This window comes from Acinetobacter sp. TTH0-4 (assembly GCF_015602665.1).
GTDB lineage: Bacteria > Pseudomonadota > Gammaproteobacteria > Pseudomonadales > Moraxellaceae > Acinetobacter > Acinetobacter albensis.
Genome location: NZ_CP059079.1, coordinates 2,246,941 through 2,263,958 on the forward strand (window position 1 = coordinate 2,246,941; position 17,018 = coordinate 2,263,958).

Here is a 17,018-nt window from a genome sequence, read left to right on the forward strand (position 1 = left end):
CACCTCTCCTTATTGAGCATTTAAAATATCTTGAGCAATTTTAGGATATCGCTCATTTAACATGAAAAAAAATGTATCTCGAATATCGTTTAATCTTACAGGATTGTCTGCATCAAAACGTACCGTAAAATACTCACCCGTATTTGATGCTCGAATAATGCCAAATCCATCTTTAAAATCAAGTCGTATACCATCAATTTTACTTAATTTAGCACCAAAATCATGACTTTTAATTTCTACATCATGTAGCACGGCATCTGGTTCTTCACTATAAGTACTGATATAAGTATCTTCGGTACAACAACGCTCTGGATAAGCGAGAAGTGCTTCTGATAGCGTTAAATTAGGATGCTCACTTAAATACTCAAGTACTCGTAAAGCTGCGTATAAACCATCGTCATAACCAAAACCACGGCCATCATTAAAAACGTAATGACCTGCGTACTCTCCACCAAAAACAGCTTTTCCTTTAGAGTGCGACATATAACGACGTAAAAAAGAGCTTCCAGTACGAATCATTTTCGGCTGCCCACCTAAATGACGTACGGTGTTGCCAACCATGGTCGAACATTTTACATCAAAGACCACTTCATGCGCCGGATGTGTTTTTAAACACATTTCAGAAAATAACGAGAGTAAACGATCTGCCGAAATAATAGTGCCCTTTTCGTCAATCAGAACAACTCGATCACCATCACCATCAAGCGCAATGCCAATGTCAGCTTGCTGCTCCAAAACTGTTTTCTTTAAAACAAGGAGATGTTTTTCTTGTGATGGATCCGGTGCATGATCTGGAAATTCACCATTTGCTTCACAACGCAAAGTGGTTAACTCACAGTCCAATTTATCAAAAACCAAGGCAGCACACTGTCCGGCTGAACCATTTAAACCATCAAGAACCACATTAAAAGAACGTTTGAGCTGGATATCTTGTAACAGTGCTTGTTGATACTCAAGACAGTATTTGACCACAACTTGATGTTCAATGGGCAAAACAATAATTTTCTGTGTAGGTTCAAATACAGTATTGGCAGTGGCAGCCACTTCTTGAATCATTTCAGGAGAAGGTGGTTCGCTTTGAAGAATCCATTTGATTCCATTATCTGTTTTTGGATTATGACTGGCAGTCAGCATAATCCCATTTCCGCCAAACTGACGCGCAATAAAATACAGTAAAGGGGTTGAACAGCAGCCAATCAAAGTGGCTTTTAGTCCATGATCATCGCAGACTTGTTTGATAATTTCTGCATATTGTGGACTGGTTAATCGTGCATCATAGCCAATTGCAATTTGCACTTGTCCTGCCTTCTGATATTGGGTAACCAATCCATAGGCAATCGCTTTTACAAGCTCAGGGGTTAAAAAAGATATTTTTCCACGAATATCATAAGCCCGAAAAATTTGTAATGGGAAGTTTTTATTCTGAAAATTCATGCTAGCTTCTTCTAGTAAACAATAGCCCATCAAAATATTTATAAAATGCTGAGTCTTTTATAATTCACATTATATAAATCATCTTTTGTGACAAGGCTGATATTTTAAAAGGATTCGCTGTTTTTAATCAATGTGAATAAAGTTTTACAAAATCAATATTGAAGAATAGCTATTCAATTGAAATCTAATTATTTTATCAAATTTAAAAAAATATTTTTATCGTAAATTTTTATTTCAAAAACAATTATTTACATAAAAATACAAAATCAATATAAATAACAAAATAATCATTAAAAGAAATTGAGAATCAATTTTTTATTTAAAAATTTATTTTTTCAATCACATTAGACATCGAATTAAAATTTAACCTGATTAATCAAAATGAATGAATCAGGTTAAATTTACTTAATTTTTTATTTTAACCCTGACCTGTATGCCCGAATCCGCCTGCACCACGTTCAGTTGCAACAAACTCTTCCACTTGTTCAAACTCAGCATGTACAACAGGAACAAGAACATATTGTGCTAAACGTTCCCCAGGCTCTAAAGTAAATGCAGTTTGACTACGGTTCCAAACCGATACCATTAATTCACCTTGGTAATCTGAATCAATCAACCCCACCAAATTGCCTAAAACAATCCCGTGTTTATGCCCTAAACCAGAACGTGGCAAAATTAATCCTGCAAACTGAGTGTCTTCAATATAAATTGCCAATCCCGTTTTCACCAAGATCGTTTGACCCGGTTCAATCAGCGTTGTTTCATCCACACAAGCTCGCAAATCTAAACCTGCTGACCCCGAAGTCGCATAGCTCGGCATTGGCCATTCATTGCCTAAACGTTTATCGAGTACTTTTACTTGAACTTTCATCTGTTCTTTCCTAATAGCATGGTTTAAAGAGTAAATTATCGCTTAATCAGCGCACGTAAATTTTCAAGATAATGCTGAGCTTGTAATTTTGGATCAATATTGCCCGCTAACTTTTTCTTACGGCCCAACCAGTCCAAATCATCTTGAGGTAATTCATCTAAAAAACGGCTTGGCGTCATTTGTTTCATTTGACCACCATTTTTACGTTGTTCAGCCAAAGTCAGTGTTAAACCTTGTCGTGCACGGGTAATGCCTACGTACATTAAACGGCGTTCTTCCTCAATGGTTTCTGCCGCAATCGAGTTTTTATGTGGCAATAATTCTTCTTCTAGACCAATCATATATACATAAGGAAATTCAAGCCCTTTTGCAGCATGAAGCGTTAAAAGATTAACCTTATCCGTATCTTCCTCTTCCTGCTGCTGCTCTAACATATCCAGCAAGACCATTTTACGAATCACACTTTCAATATTTTTTTCATCTACATCTTCTGCACGATTAATCAAACTTTGAATACTGCTATAAAGCACTTCAATATTATCTAGTTTGGTTTTTTCTTGCGCTGGCGTGGCTGCCTGTTCTTTCACATAATCGATGTAGCCTGCTTCAAGCATCATTTGGCGAATAATGGGTACTGGCTCATCATCTTCTAGTAAGTTACGGGTAAAGTTCCCAATAAAATCGGCAAATTCTGCCAATTGCGTGGTGGCTTTTCTAGGGATAACCATAGTCAACCGCTGATCACTCGCCGCTGTCAGCAAAGACAAATGGTTTTCTTGAGCAAATAAACCCAATTTTTCTAATGTAACTGGGCCAATGGCTCGTTTCGGGGTATTAATAATACGTAAAAAAGCGCTGTCATCTTCTGGATTAATGATGATACGTAAATAGCTCATCACATCTTTAATTTCAGCACGACCAAAAAATGACTGCCCACCCGATAATTTATATGGAATTTGCATTTGACGCAGTTGCGTTTCTAAAACACGGGCTTGGAAATTTCCCCGATACAAAATTGCATAGTCTTTCCAGCTTTTACCATTCATCAATTTATGTGTGATGACATCTTTAACCACGCGTTCAGCTTCATCATCATCATTGCGACAAGTAATAATTCGAATAATGTCGCCATGGCCTTTATCTGACCACAGTTTTTTCTCAAAAATATGCGGATTGTTACCGATGACTGTATTTGCTGCTTTTAAGATACGGCTGGTTGAACGATAATTTTGCTCAAGCTTAATGACCTTTAAATTAGGAAAATCTTCTTTCAGCAAAGCCATGTTTTCAGGCTTTGCACCACGCCATGCATAAATAGATTGGTCATCATCACCAACGGCAGTGAATTGTCCCATCACCCCAACCAATAGTTTGACTAAAATATATTGTGCAGTATTCGTGTCTTGATATTCATCCACCAATAAATAACGAACTCGATTTTGCCATTTATCGCGTACTTCAGCATTTTCTTGTAAGAGGCGCGTTGGCATCACAATCAAGTCGTCAAAATCCACCGCATTGTAGGCACGTAAATTACGCTCATACAATTGATACAAATGCGCAAATTGAACATCTTCCGCTGTTTCACAGGTGGTATGCGCTTGTTCAGGCGGAATCAAATCATTTTTCCAATCCGAAATCATTCTCATGGCTTTCGCAATCAATTCTTTACTTTCTGCACCTGATAAATTATCTCGGTGCATCAAATCCATAAGAATACGCTTACAGTCATCGGCATCTAAGATTGAAAAATTATTTTTTAATGGCGTATGTTTAAGTTCTAATCGAAGTAGATTTAAACCAAAAGTATGAAAAGTTGAAACTGAAAGACCTTTGGCTTCCTCACGAGACAACAATTTTCCGACACGCTCTTTCATTTCACGTGCCGCTTTATTGGTAAACGTCATAGCAGTGATACGATGTGCAGGAATCCCGCAATTCTGAACCAAGTGCGCTACTTTACGGGTAATCACCGAAGTTTTACCTGAACCTGCCCCTGCAAGTACTAACAAGGGTCCTTGAGTGTATTTCATGGCTTCAAGTTGCTTGTCATTGAGTTGACTTGCCGACGACATAGTATTTCCTTGTTTTGATTCGAGCTCGATTATAGTCATCTGAGCCAATCTTGCATAACCTAAAATACAAATTTGACATTCATAAAAAAACCACCCGAAGGTGGCCTCTTTGATTACTCAACTCAGTTTATTTAGTTTCGTAAACTGAAATTTCTACACGACGGTTTTGTTCACGACCCGCAGCTGTTGAATTGTCAGCAATTGGAGAAGACGAACCATAACCTTTCGCTGTCATACGTGAACTTGAAATACCTTGTGAAGCTAAATAGTTTTTCACAGAGTTAGCACGGTTTTGAGACAATGGATTGTTGATTGAATCACTACCAGTATTGTCAGTGTGACCATGAATTACTAAAGCCAATTTGCTTGAAGTACCATCTTCACGAAGTACTTTAGCAACATCATTCAATGCAGATTGGAACTGAGATTGAATCGTTGATGAATTGGTTGCAAATGTAACACTTGGCATCACTAGATTAATCGAACCATCTTGGTTACGACCAACATCTACGCCTGTACCTGCCAATTCTTGACGAAGACGTTTTTCTTTCTTATCAAGAAGCAAACCTGCACCACCGCCTACAACTGCACCAATTGCGGCAGCTTGACCCATTTTATCTTTGTCTGCATTAGAGTATGCAAGACCTGCACCCAGTAAGGCACCCAAGCCAGTACCGATTGCTGCTTTGTCATATTCCATATTTTGACAGCCTGAAAGTGCCAAAGCCCCAACTACAGTTGAAATTACTAATGCACGCATCGCATGCCTCCTTCTTTGTGTTTTGTTGTATAGCGAGATGATGGATTAAAAAAAACTGGCATACCATTGATTTTTTGTAAATAAAAAAACGTCTTGTTACATTTAGACATATTTTTTGATGTGTTGTGCACTCACTTCGTCACAATTACTTCACAGTTGAATGAATAGGCTTTTTTATTTTGAGTTCTACAATTATATTAACTACTGAAAAATTTACACGACTTCATCTTAGGACAGTTTTTATATGTCATCGCAAACCAAGAAGCAACCCATATTAAAAAAAATAACACGTGGTCTGACTGTAGGCTCTGTCATTACGGGAAGTACTTTTTTCCATGGTCCGCCTGTGCTTGCCCTAGGATTGACGAAGCTTTTTAAACAATCAACTAAAGTCGATGAAACCAATATTCATATTACCAATAGTTGGTTAGGAGTAAATAACTGGCTGATTGACCATGTATTACCGCATTTGGAATGGCAAATCAGCATTGATGATGATTTAGACTTAAGTATGCAAGGCCGTTATTTGATGACCTGTAATCACCAAAGTTGGGTCGACACGACCGTCAATCAATATTTTGGCTTAACTCGAATGCCACTGACCCGTTTCTTTACCAAGTGGGAACTTATTTTTATTCCATTTGTGGGACAAGCTTTTAAAATTTTGGGTTTCCCTATGATGAAGCGCCATAGCAAGGAACAGATTGAAAAAAATCCAGAATTAAAAACTCGTGATATGGAAGAATCACGTAAAGCATGTGAACAGTTACTCAGCCAACCTTTTACTTTGCTTAACTATTTAGAAGGAACGCGTTTTACTCCAGAAAAACATGCGGAGCAACACTCACCTTATCAACATTTACTTAAACCCAAAGCAGGCGGTTTAGCTTTGGCTTTGAATATTTTAGGTGACAAAATTGATGCTTTGGTGGATATGACCATTGTTTATCCTGACGGTGCGCCAGGTTATGGTGATTTTTGGTTAGGAGATGTCAATCGTATCGCGGTTAATCTGCGTAAAATTGAAATTCCAAGTTGGGTATTGGGCAACAATTATGAAGAGGATGCTGAATATCGGGAACGCTTTCAGCATTGGGTACATGAATTGTGGGTCGAAAAAGACCAATTAATTGAACATATGAAACAGCAATATCGAGCCACTCAAGTCTAAATTGGTGACGCTTTAACCCATGATGCAGAACACGATGAAAACAAAATCTAAATATCACCATCTAGATCCACAGAGTTTGTCTTTCAAACTCTTTCTGATTTATGACATCTTTATGGTGTTTATTATTACTTTCAACTTATTTTGCTTGGGTGCAAATTTGTTCCTGATGAGCAATATAGGTGCTTGGTTTTTTCAGAGCATTCAGTTGCTGGATGTGCTGAATTTTTACCGTACTCATTTGCATCCTTGGGTAGTGACTACAGAAGCTTGGTTTATTATTTTCCTGATTGCAGAATTAATCATTCGCTGGGGCATTGCGATTGTACAACGCCATCATCAGCGCTGGTTTTTTTTCCCCTTTATTCACTGGTATGAAGTTCTGGCCATTATCCCACATTTACGTTTTTTACGTTTATTTCGTGCGGGTATCATTGCCTACCGTTTACATGAAATGGGCTATAAAGTTGTACCCACCTCCTTACAAAAGAAAGGACAGTTTTATTACAGTGTAGTCATGGAAGAGTTATCCGACCGGATTGTCATTAATGTATTAGACGGCATAAAAAATGAACTAGAAACCAGCTCAAGTCATAAAATTATTATTCATGATTTAGTCGAACATCATCGCACCTTATTTGCAACTGCTCTTGCCGATATTCTGCAAGATACCTTAAGTACAGAATTACAAGCACAACGTCATTTGATTGCCCAAAATGTCGGTAGTATTGTGAATCAAGCGATTGAGGACACACCAGAGCTTACCCAGTTACTGAGGCTTATTCCTTTGGTTGGTAGTCGTATAGAACAACAAATCCAAAGCATTGGACAACGCCTTGGGGAAAATATTACACAAGGTTTGATTGATCCTTTTACACCCAACACCCCTCAAAACAAAAACAATCTGAATAGTGGACAAAATATTTATCAACATATTGCCCATAAAATCAGCACACTGGAACTTGAAGATAATCCTCACTTGGAAAAACTGGTCGAGTCTGCAGTGTTTGAAAGTTTGGCCGCGATTCGTAAGCAAGTACAGGTCAAACAATGGTTGATTCAGATGCAACAACAGGATCAAGTGAAAGAATGAGCAAAAAATAAAAATATTTCAAACGTTGCTAGAGAAAATATTGAATTTGCTCTAGGATTTGCTCTAATTACCTCACTACTTGAACATAAAATGAATGAGTCAAAAGACTTAAGGAATAATTATGGCTGATATACGGATTACAGGCAGAATGGTTAATTTTACGAGATTAACTTTTGACACCAATGATCATCACGCAATCCGCCAGCAATTGACTCAAATGCTTCAAGATACAGCTTCTCATGGCACTTTAGTGGTGATTGACAGTACTGTCGAACAGGAATTGATTGCACTGATCCAATTATTGATTAGTTTAGATTTGCAACCCATGGGCGTCATTGATGGCTTACTGAGCGATCAGGCAATTGCCATTCAATTCCCTGTTTTACCCGCAGCCAATCAATCTTTACAGCGCATTAAAGCCACGACCGAACAAGTGGTTGCAGTTAAACCTGAATCACTTAAATCGAAGTTACCGACATTAGAAGAAAATGACAGTAGTTCATCGGAACAAATCGTCAATCATGTGACTTCTTATCACAATGAAATCTTACGTACAGGCCAATGCTTGGTTCAGGATCATGGCGATATTATTCTGAACGCAGGCTTTAACAGCGGTGCTGAAGTGATTGCTTCAGGAAATATACATATTTATGGTAGCGCCCGTGGTAGAGTCATTGCCGGCGCAGGCGGGAACGGTGCGGCACGTATATTTTGCCATTCCCTTGAAGCAGAATTGGTCTCTATTGCAGGTACTTATTGTGTCGCAGATGACATTCCTCAACATGTCTTAAAAAAATCTGTGCATATTTACCTCAATGACCAGCAAGAGCTTGTATTTGAAGTTCTCGAATTTTAATGTATAAATAAACAGCTAAAGCCCCATATTATAAAGGGGATTTGAACCATAACAGGAGTGGATTCGGTGGCGAAAATTGTTGTCGTAACATCAGGCAAAGGTGGCGTGGGTAAAACTACAACAAGTGCATCTTTTGCAACAGGTTTAGCCCTTCGCGGTCACAAAACTGTTGTGATTGATTTTGACGTAGGTTTACGTAACCTTGATTTGATTATGGGTTGTGAACGTCGAGTAGTTTATGATTTTGTAAATGTGTTAAATAATGAAGCTCGACTTCAACAAGCACTGATTCGCGATAAAGATATCGAAAATTTATACATTTTACCTGCATCACAAACCCGTGATAAAGACGCCCTAACCGATGAAGGCGTTGCACGTGTGATGGATGAACTTTCTCAAGAGTTTGATTATATTATTTGCGACTCTCCTGCGGGAATTGAACGCGGCGCTATTCTTGCCATGTATCATGCCGATGAAGCGATCATTGTGACCAATCCTGAAATTTCTTCAGTACGTGACTCTGACCGTATTATTGGTATGTTAGACAGCAAGACTAAAAAAGTTGAACAAAACGAAGGTCGTATCCGTAAACATCTCTGCATTACACGTTTCAACCCTGAACGTGCTGATAAACAAGAAATGTTAACCATTGACGATATTTCTAAAGATATTTTACGCGTACCAACGCTTGGCGTTATTCCTGAATGTGAGATTGTGCTGCAAGCATCTAACGAAGGCAAACCTGTTATTCTTTTTCAAGAAACAGAAGCCGGTCAGGCTTATGATGATTTAGTGGCGCGTTTTCTAGGTGATGAACGTCCTTACCGTCATATTACTGTAAAACCTAAGGGTTGGTTAGCACGACTATTTGGAGCGTAAGACATGGCAGGATTCTGGAGTAAATTATTCAACAACGAGGATAAACCTTCAAGCGCACAAACTGCTAAAGACCGTTTAAAAGTGATTGTTGCCTCTGAGCAAGGTTTAGGTAAGCGTTTAAGCCAAGACAAAATTGACCAGATGAAAAAAGAAATCATGCAAGTGGTCAACCGTTATGTCCGCGGTGTAGATGAACAACATATTCAAATGTCTGTTCGTTCTGAAGCGAATATCGAAATGTTGGAAATGAATATCAATTTGCCTGAAGAGCGATAATCTGATTATTGATTAGTCAAGCAAATTGATTCAAGGCAAAATATGCGGATAGCTGAAGAGGTGTTTCATCTTATTCAGTCCAATTAAAGTATTGCTTCAAGCCTTACCACTAGGCAAAGCAATGCTTTGCTGATGTAGTCTCATATTTTGCCTTTTATTTATTTTATTCAACAGATTTAGGAGATTGTCATGGCATTATCTCAGCCAGCCACATTCAATGAAGAATGGTCAGATGAGCGTGTATTTGCCTATTTAACTCAGCTTCCTCCTGAAGGTGTGAATGCCGATTTTCATGTGCTTTATCATGCATTTAAACATATGCGTCCAAATGATTACGAGCGCTTATTGACTCAGTTCGCAGCGGATGGGCGTAATATTAATGCCATCAACCTTGAAGGTCAGCGTATTCACGATGTTATTGCGACTTATCCTCGCCAAAAAGACGAATTTTTAGACGTTCTTGCAAAATTTGCCTAATATCTAATTGTTAAAAAACCGATCTATTTTAAAAATAAATCGGTTTTTTTATGCATACTTTAAAATTTTTACATCAAGATATTAAGAATATTAGGATTGGAAAGGTAAATGCAAAACCTAAGGTTTGTAAGCTAATTACGCTTGCCATCAACTGACTGTCACCTTGTAAGTATCGAGTTAAAATATACGCTGCCGATGCAGTCGGTAATGAGAAAAAAACCACCAAAATCATTGTTTCAAAGTGACTGAGCCCCAACAAAGAACAAATCAAATAAGCCACACTCGGCATGACGATTAAGCGGCCTAAAGTATTTATGAGTAGACGTGCATAATCCTGTTTCAGTTGAGCAAACTGCAAAGCCGCACCCACAGAAATAAGACCTAATGGCAAACTCATACTGGCCAAAAATTTCAATACTTGCTCTACACCTGAAAATAATGATCCTTGCATTAGATTAAAAATAATGCCGACGATACACCCCCCAATTAAAGGATTTTTGATGATAGAGATAAAGATCTGTTGCGGTTTTAACTGCTGAGCTTGGGTAAAAGATAAAATAGATATGACATTAACCAACGGAATTGCGAAGGCAATCATCATGGCAAAGATTTGCATGCCTTGTGTGCCAAACAGTAAAGAAGTAATGGATAAGCCAATATAAGTATTGAAACGAATTTGACTTTGCACATACACCCCAAAACGTGCAACAGGAATATTAAAAATGACCTTCATTACCCATAACATTAAGCTGCTCAGCACAATAATAATCAAGAGTGCCAATAACACCTTCATCAGTGCTACCACTTCAAATTTGATATACGCCAAACTGTTAAACAGTAAAATGGGAAATAGAATCATATAATTGAGTTTTTCAGCACCACGCCAAAATTCATCTGTTAAAAATTCAATTCGTTTAAATCCATAACCCATCATAATTAAAATAATCAATGGAAATAACGCCACAACAACATTCATGATTTCTGCGTCTCTCCAGTTTTTAATCTGAATTATATACTCAATGATGTAGCATATATCTCCATCACTATTTATTTAATTTTTATAGTATATTTTGCTAATTCAAAAAAAGACCTGCAGATGCAGGTCTTAAATATCACCATAAGCTTTAAACTAAAATTTCTCGTTTACCATTCGCGCCCATTGCACTTACGATACCACTTTCTTCCATCTGATCGATAATCCGTGCAGCACGGTTATAACCTAGACTGAATTTACGTTGTAACGAAGACGTTGATGCTTTACGTGTTTCTAAAACAAAGGAGACACATTGATCATATAAAGCATCACGATCTGAACCACCATCGCCATCTTCAAACCCACGTGAAGTTGGTTCTTCATCATAAGGCGTCAGAATTTCATCGACATAATTCGGAGCAGCACGTTCACGCCATGCATCACAGATATTGTTTACTTCATCATCGGAAATAAAAGCACCGTGGACACGTTCTGGTTCAATTTTGCCTGGTCCTAGGAACAGCATATCACCATGTCCGAGTAAGTCTTCTGCTCCACCTGCATCCAAAATGGTACGTGAATCAATTTTACTGTTTACCCGTAAAGCGACACGCGTTGGAATATTCGCTTTAATCAAACCAGTAATCACATCGACGGATGGACGCTGAGTTGCAAGTAACAAGTGAATTCCCGCAGCACGAGATTTTTGTGCCAAACGAGTAATCATTTCTTCTGCTTTTTTACCCACCTGCATAATCATGTCGGCAAATTCATCAGCCACAATAACGATGGATGGTAATGGCGTGAGACGTGGTGCACGCTCACCTACAACAGAATCACTGGCTTTCCATGTTGGGTCGATTAAATCCTCGCCATTGGCAATCGCTTCCTCGACCTTGCGGTTATAGTCACTGAGTTTACGAATCTTCAAATAAGACATCAGCTTATAACGACGTTCCATTTCATTCACACACCAATTCAGAGCATTAACTGCATCTTTCATGTCTGTGACCACAGGCGTCAATAAATGAGGAATATCATTATAGTTGGCAAGTTCCAACTGTTTCGGGTCGATTAAAATTAAACGCAATTGATCTGGCGTATATTTCAATAGCATCGATAAAATCATCGAGTTCACTGCCACCGATTTACCTGAACCTGTTGTACCTGCAACCAGCATATGCGGTGCTTTACCTAGATCAGCAATCACAGGATTACCCGAAATGTCTTTACCCATCGCCATTGAAAGAATGCTATTGGGGTCAGTAAATGCAGGAATAGTTAATAACTCAATCAGGCGTACCATTTCACGCGCACTGTTCGGTACTTCAATCCCGATATATGGTTTTCCTGGAATAACCTCCACTACACGTACAGATGCCATTGACATTGAGCGTGCTAAATCACGCGAAATATTGGTGACTTTTGAAGCTTTCACACCCGGTGCCAAATCAAGTTCAAAACGTGTCACGACTGGACCAGGTTGTGCTTCTACAACTTTGGCTTTGACATTAAATTCTTGTAATTTAATTTCTAAAAGTTCTGACAAACGCGCTAGCTGTTCCGCAGTAAAATTCACTTTCTTGTTGGGATCAACTTTATCCAACAATTCTAAACCAGGCAGAGTTGGTAAATCACGGCGTTTTTGTGCCACTTGCATCGAAAGCGACATCGGACGGCCCATTGCATCTGTCAATGGTGCATCTAAATCAAAATCATCTTCAGCCAGTTCATCTACTGAAGGTTTACCCGCTGTTTCCTGCCATACTTCACGAAACACATCTTTATTTGATGAGATTAAGGCTTTTTCATCTTCAGAAATGATCGATTGCTGCGGTTGAGTATTGATCTCTGCGCGAACGAATGCAGAAGATTGGGCATAACTACTGACAGTTCGCGCAGGCTGTGCTGAGGGTTTAGCCTCATCGACCAACAAGTCTTCTATCAGCAAATCATCCAATTCATCAAACTGAGTATCCTGTGCTTGATTCTTCGGTGTCGTTTTTAATAAAGGTGCAGCAGCAACAATAGAGCTTGCCGCAATTTTTTCTTCGGCTTGAGTGGATCTAGATTCTCGGTCTATCGGATTAAATGGTGTATGAACATCTGTTGCTGTTTTGCCATTCGGTACAGCAGCCAATAATTCATCAAAAATCTCATCATCATCCCAATCTAAATTTTGTTTAGAGCTAGGAGCGGCGTTTGTTTGTGTTTGATCCTGAATAACCGTATTAAAATGTTGATTCGGTGTATGCGTATCCGATTCTTCTGCTGCTTTTAATAAAGCGTCTATATCTTGTCTGTGGGTTTGGTTCGTATCTGAATTTAATGCACGCCAAACTTCACCTGTCGCCACAACACGTTGGGTGTTTACTTCTAAACGATGGGCTTTTTCTAAAACCTGTTCAAACTCAGCTTCATCTTCTTCATCAATCAACGGTTGCTGTGCATCATGTTCTTTTTCAACCATATCATTAAATAAACGCTCTGCAACATGGTCGTGTGCATTCACTAAAGATGGTTGCGCATCGACAGATTCTGGCACAGCCTTTAAATTTTTTACTATCGTTTTTTGTTCAGTACTATTTAAAGGCTTTTTAATTTCAGGCGTAGTACGATCAAAAGCAGATTCAGTTTCGGGAACATTTTTATAAAATAGATCTTGTAGATATGCTGGTGTCGCTTTAAGCGTGGCCCATGTTCTATTCCACTTCACTCCAAAGGCGAGTGTAAATAACACAAACCAAAAGATCACCAGAAAAATGGTAGCGCCATAAATGGTTAAAATTTGAGACAGGCTTTCTCCCAATTCATAACCAATAATCCCCCCCGATGAATTGTCTAAAGTATCGGCAGGCACTTGCCAATATAAATACAATAAACTCGCACTGGCCAATAAAATAAAGAACTGTGCAGAATAACGAAAGGGTTTATTTAAAAAACTATAAGGCCACCAAACTTGAATGGCTTCAACAAATAAAAAAACCGGAATAAGTAAACTTGCCCAGCCTAAAAAGCCGAAAAGTAAATCTGCTATCCATGCGCCTGCTACACCACTGGCATTTGACACCTGTTGAGTATCACTGGAAATATGCATCCAGCCTGGATCAAAAGGCGTGTATGTCACTGTTGCAAGGAATAAATAAATTCCAAATGAGACTAAAAATAATGTCATTATTAAGCGCTGTGCATAAACACTCGACACCGCAGTCATATACTGTCCTGTAACCAATTTTTCATTTATGTTTTTGCAAGAAACTAAAGCAAAATAGTTCCACAATTAGACTCGATATTATGCACCTGTTCCAAGGAAAAAGATGCAATATTATGTAGAGCTCACTGCTTACTTATTTTTAAAACCCATAATCTAGCGCAACCTTCTTATCCTATATAGCTTAAATCGATTTCATTGATCAATATTATCGACGCTGAACTCACACAACTTGTATAGAGTTTCACGTATAATTCCACAAATTTCTAAATAAAAAAAGGATGCCGCGAATGAGCGCTCGTCACTCACGTTTAATTATTCTTGGTTCAGGACCTGCCGGTTATAGCGCAGCAGTATACGCTGCGCGTGCCAACTTGAAGCCAACACTGATTGCGGGCTTGCAGCTCGGTGGACAATTGACCACCACTACTGATGTTGACAACTGGCCAGGTGATCCAGAAGGTTTAACAGGGCCTGCACTTATGGAACGTATGCAAGCGCATGCTGAACGTTTTGGCACTGAAATTATTTACGATCATATTAATGAAGTTGATTTAAACGTACGCCCTTTCGTTCTAAAAGGTGACATGGATGAATTTACCTGTGATGCTCTGATTATTGCTACAGGTGCAACGGCACAGTATTTAGGTCTTGAGTCTGAAACTAAATATATGGGACAAGGTGTAAGTGCATGTGCTACCTGTGATGGTTTTTTCTATAAAAATCAAAAAGTCATGGTAGTCGGTGGTGGGAACACTGCAGTTGAAGAGGCGCTTTATTTATCGAATATTGCTTCTCATGTCACTTTAGTTCACCGCCGTGACTCATTGCGCTCTGAAAAAATTCTTCAAGATCATCTGTTCGAGAAAGAAAAAGAAGGCAAAATCAGCATTATTTGGAACCACCAAGTTGAAGAAGTGCTCGGTGATAGCAAGTCTGGTGTAACTGCGGTACGTTTGCAGTCGACTCAAGATAACGTTCAACAAGATGTAGAAGTGACAGGCTTATTTGTTGCGATTGGTCATAAACCCAATAGCAGCATGTTTGAAGGGCAATTGAATTTGCGTGATGGGTATATTCAAGTACAAAGTGGTACCTCAGGTAATGCAACCGCAGCTTCTGTTGCAGGCGTATTTGCCGCAGGCGATATTGCTGATAGTGTTTATCGCCAAGCGATTACTTCAGCAGGTTCAGGCTGTATGGCCGCACTTGATGCTGAAAAATATTTGGATGCATTAGTGAAATAAAAGTAGTGATGAATATAAAACCACTCAATTATGGTTTTATATTCATCTAACAATACGTTATAAAATTATAAAAGTTGAATAAAAATTTAGAGGGGAAAAAAATGACAACCAATTGGACGGATGGCTATCAAACTACGGTAAATTATACTTATGGTTATTACAAAGATCTCAGTCCAAATTACCAAAAGTTTTGTCTTCTTTTAAATGGCGTAGATTGTCCTGAGAATAATAGCGAACACAAGCATTGTGAACTTGGTTTTGGGCAAGGTGTTAGCTTAAATATTCATGCATCAGCCAGTTTCGGCACCTTTTACGGTACTGACTTTAATCCAGCTCACGCAGCCCATGCCAATGTACTTGCAGAACAAAGCCAAAGTGAGCACTATTTTTATGATGACAGTTTCGAAGAACTTTTAAATAAACAACTCCCCCTTTTCGATTCGATTAGCTTACATGGAATCTGGAGTTGGATCAGCCATGAAAACCAACATATTATTTTAAAATTTATTCGAAAATATTTAAAACCAAATGGGATTGTTTACATCAGTTATAATTGTGTAACTGGATGGGCAGCAAATATGCCTATCCGAGAATTGTTTCATAGTCATTTTAAATTTACCAGCACCAGCACCAACCCCATTCAAAAAGTAGAAGATGCTCTAAATTTTAGTGAAGAGTTATTGAAGCAAAATCCTCATTTTGCTCAACGCAATCCAAATGCCTTGAATAAAGTTCAAGAACTTAAAAATCAGAATCCGAACTATCTGATTCATGAATATTTGAATCAAGACTGGCAATGTTTTTCGTTTCAGCAAGTGGTACGAACTTTAGAAGATATCAAATTATCTTATGCAGGTTCCACCGACTTAAATGTTCATCTTGATAGCATTAACTTCTCTACTGAACATCAAGAGTTTATCAATGCGATAGAACATCCCATTTTCAAAGAACAGTGCCGTGATTATTTTGCCAATACGCAATTTAGGCGTGATCTTTTTATTCGAGGTAAAAATAATTTAACACCCTTACAAACTCAGCAACGGCTACGTAATACAGCATTTATGCTATTAATTTCACCTGAAAAAATTCCTAAAACAATTAATGGCTCCTTGGGTGAATTTAATCTGATACAAGAAATTTATGAACCTATAGGCAAATTATTTAAACAAAAATCTTATACGCCACTGACGATCAAAGAACTCGAAACCCTCATTCCAGCTCTGAATTATCACCAAATTTTAAATGGATTGGTGATTTTATGTCACCTAGGCTTAGCCCAACCTTGCCAAAATAACACTACACCAGAGATGATTGAGCAATCTCAAAAAATCAATCTCTACTTTTTAGAACAAGCCAGTTACCAAGCCCATTATCAAGTTCTTGCTAGCGCAACCACAGGTATTGGAATGCCTACAGATCATTTTACTCAATTATTTTATCGCGCATATTTCTTAGAACATTTAAAAACAGCCTCCCAATTTGCTGAATATGTATCTGAAGTACTGACCGCATTAAAATGGTTAGTGATTGACCAAAATGGAAAATCTGTGACAGATAAAACCGAAACATTGCGTATTTTGGAATTGAAAGCACAAGAGTTTATTGACAGCGATAAAATTCAAATCGCAAAACAACTCAAACTTTTCAATTAAAAGATTTTTATCGAAAAAGGATTCGCTAGAATAGTGCCAATCCTTT

At 38.3% G+C, this 17,018-nt stretch carries 14 protein-coding genes; 8 read left to right on the forward strand and 6 right to left on the reverse strand.

Annotation, left to right across the window (positions count from 1 at the left end; translation table 11 throughout):
- Positions 1–9: 9 nt before the first annotated feature.
- The 4 genes from H0S58_RS10510 to H0S58_RS10525 form a co-directional block, all read right to left on the reverse strand.
- Positions 10–1,434, reverse strand: coding sequence for a phosphomannomutase/phosphoglucomutase (locus H0S58_RS10510; protein WP_195726488.1), 1,425 nt, complete (start codon positions 1,432–1,434; stop codon positions 10–12).
- Between the two features lie 418 nt (positions 1,435–1,852).
- Positions 1,853–2,305 carry a dUTP diphosphatase gene (gene dut / locus H0S58_RS10515; protein ID WP_053579723.1) on the reverse strand — a complete coding sequence of 151 codons (453 nt, stop codon included), beginning with the start codon at positions 2,303–2,305 and terminating at the stop codon, positions 1,853–1,855.
- A 35-nt stretch (positions 2,306–2,340) separates the two neighbouring features.
- Positions 2,341–4,380, reverse strand: a complete 2,040-nt coding sequence (locus H0S58_RS10520) for a UvrD-helicase domain-containing protein (RefSeq protein ID WP_193891967.1) — start codon at positions 4,378–4,380, stop codon at positions 2,341–2,343.
- Between the two features lie 127 nt (positions 4,381–4,507).
- A complete protein-coding gene (locus H0S58_RS10525; RefSeq protein ID WP_092719337.1) occupies positions 4,508–5,140 on the reverse strand; it encodes an OmpA family protein in 633 nt (210 codons plus the stop codon).
- Positions 5,141–5,384: 244 nt separating this feature from the next.
- Between H0S58_RS10525 and H0S58_RS10530 the strand changes: the two genes are divergently transcribed.
- The 6 genes from H0S58_RS10530 (at position 5,385) to H0S58_RS10555 (ending at position 9,889) form a co-directional block, all read left to right on the forward strand.
- Positions 5,385–6,311, forward strand: a complete 927-nt coding sequence (locus H0S58_RS10530) for an acyltransferase (protein WP_195726489.1) — start codon at positions 5,385–5,387, stop codon at positions 6,309–6,311.
- A gap of 19 nt (positions 6,312–6,330) precedes the next feature.
- Positions 6,331–7,401, forward strand: a complete 1,071-nt coding sequence (locus tag H0S58_RS10535; RefSeq protein WP_406741599.1) for a preprotein translocase subunit SecA — start codon at positions 6,331–6,333, stop codon at positions 7,399–7,401.
- Positions 7,402–7,549: 148 nt separating this feature from the next.
- A complete protein-coding gene (minC, locus tag H0S58_RS10540) occupies positions 7,550–8,257 on the forward strand; it encodes a septum site-determining protein MinC (RefSeq protein ID WP_406741601.1) in 708 nt (235 codons plus the stop codon).
- Between the two features lie 66 nt (positions 8,258–8,323).
- Complete coding sequence (minD, locus tag H0S58_RS10545; protein ID WP_053579717.1) at positions 8,324–9,136, forward strand: septum site-determining protein MinD; 813 nt, start codon at positions 8,324–8,326, stop codon at positions 9,134–9,136.
- 3 nt (positions 9,137–9,139) lie between these two features.
- Positions 9,140–9,412: a cell division topological specificity factor MinE gene (gene minE / locus H0S58_RS10550; protein WP_053579716.1), complete on the forward strand. Its 273-nt coding sequence runs from the start codon at positions 9,140–9,142 to the stop codon at positions 9,410–9,412.
- 189 nt (positions 9,413–9,601) lie between these two features.
- Positions 9,602–9,889 (forward strand): PA4642 family protein, encoded by a 288-nt coding sequence (locus tag H0S58_RS10555; RefSeq protein WP_053579715.1) that lies wholly within the window; start codon positions 9,602–9,604, stop codon positions 9,887–9,889.
- Positions 9,890–9,962: 73 nt separating this feature from the next.
- Here H0S58_RS10555 and H0S58_RS10560 read toward each other — a convergent pair whose 3' ends face one another.
- Together H0S58_RS10560 and H0S58_RS10565 are read right to left on the reverse strand one after the other, a co-directional pair.
- Positions 9,963–10,865: an AEC family transporter gene (locus H0S58_RS10560; protein WP_195726490.1), complete on the reverse strand. Its 903-nt coding sequence runs from the start codon at positions 10,863–10,865 to the stop codon at positions 9,963–9,965.
- A 148-nt stretch (positions 10,866–11,013) separates the two neighbouring features.
- Positions 11,014–14,076, reverse strand: a complete 3,063-nt coding sequence (locus tag H0S58_RS10565) for a DNA translocase FtsK (RefSeq protein ID WP_195726491.1) — start codon at positions 14,074–14,076, stop codon at positions 11,014–11,016.
- 287 nt (positions 14,077–14,363) lie between these two features.
- On the opposite strand from H0S58_RS10565, the gene trxB reads away from it, so the two are divergent.
- Complete coding sequence (gene trxB, locus H0S58_RS10570) at positions 14,364–15,320, forward strand: thioredoxin-disulfide reductase (RefSeq protein ID WP_053579712.1); 957 nt, start codon at positions 14,364–14,366, stop codon at positions 15,318–15,320.
- Positions 15,321–15,421: 101 nt separating this feature from the next.
- Positions 15,422–16,972 carry a class I SAM-dependent methyltransferase gene (locus H0S58_RS10575; protein WP_195726492.1) on the forward strand — a complete coding sequence of 517 codons (1,551 nt, stop codon included), beginning with the start codon at positions 15,422–15,424 and terminating at the stop codon, positions 16,970–16,972.
- The last annotated feature ends 46 nt before the right edge of the window (positions 16,973–17,018 follow it).

Excerpts from the sequence above, each read along its gene's own strand:
- H0S58_RS10510 (WP_195726488.1), bottom strand. The coding sequence starts at position 1,434 with ATGAATTTTCAGAATAAAAACTTCCCATTACAAATTTTTCGGGCTTAT.
- dut (WP_053579723.1), bottom strand. The coding sequence starts at position 2,305 with ATGAAAGTTCAAGTAAAAGTACTCGATAAACGTTTAGGCAATGAATGG.
- H0S58_RS10520 (WP_193891967.1), bottom strand. The coding sequence starts at position 4,380 with ATGTCGTCGGCAAGTCAACTCAATGACAAGCAACTTGAAGCCATGAAA.
- H0S58_RS10525 (WP_092719337.1), bottom strand. The coding sequence starts at position 5,140 with ATGCGTGCATTAGTAATTTCAACTGTAGTTGGGGCTTTGGCACTTTCA.
- H0S58_RS10530 (WP_195726489.1), top strand. The coding sequence starts at position 5,385 with ATGTCATCGCAAACCAAGAAGCAACCCATATTAAAAAAAATAACACGT.
- H0S58_RS10535 (WP_406741599.1), top strand. The coding sequence starts at position 6,331 with ATGATGCAGAACACGATGAAAACAAAATCTAAATATCACCATCTAGAT.
- minC (WP_406741601.1), top strand. The coding sequence starts at position 7,550 with ATGGTTAATTTTACGAGATTAACTTTTGACACCAATGATCATCACGCA.
- minE (WP_053579716.1), top strand. The coding sequence starts at position 9,140 with ATGGCAGGATTCTGGAGTAAATTATTCAACAACGAGGATAAACCTTCA.
- H0S58_RS10555 (WP_053579715.1), top strand. The coding sequence starts at position 9,602 with ATGGCATTATCTCAGCCAGCCACATTCAATGAAGAATGGTCAGATGAG.
- H0S58_RS10560 (WP_195726490.1), bottom strand. The coding sequence starts at position 10,865 with ATGAATGTTGTTGTGGCGTTATTTCCATTGATTATTTTAATTATGATG.
- H0S58_RS10565 (WP_195726491.1), bottom strand. The coding sequence starts at position 14,076 with ATGACTGCGGTGTCGAGTGTTTATGCACAGCGCTTAATAATGACATTA.
- trxB (WP_053579712.1), top strand. The coding sequence starts at position 14,364 with ATGAGCGCTCGTCACTCACGTTTAATTATTCTTGGTTCAGGACCTGCC.
- H0S58_RS10575 (WP_195726492.1), top strand. The coding sequence starts at position 15,422 with ATGACAACCAATTGGACGGATGGCTATCAAACTACGGTAAATTATACT.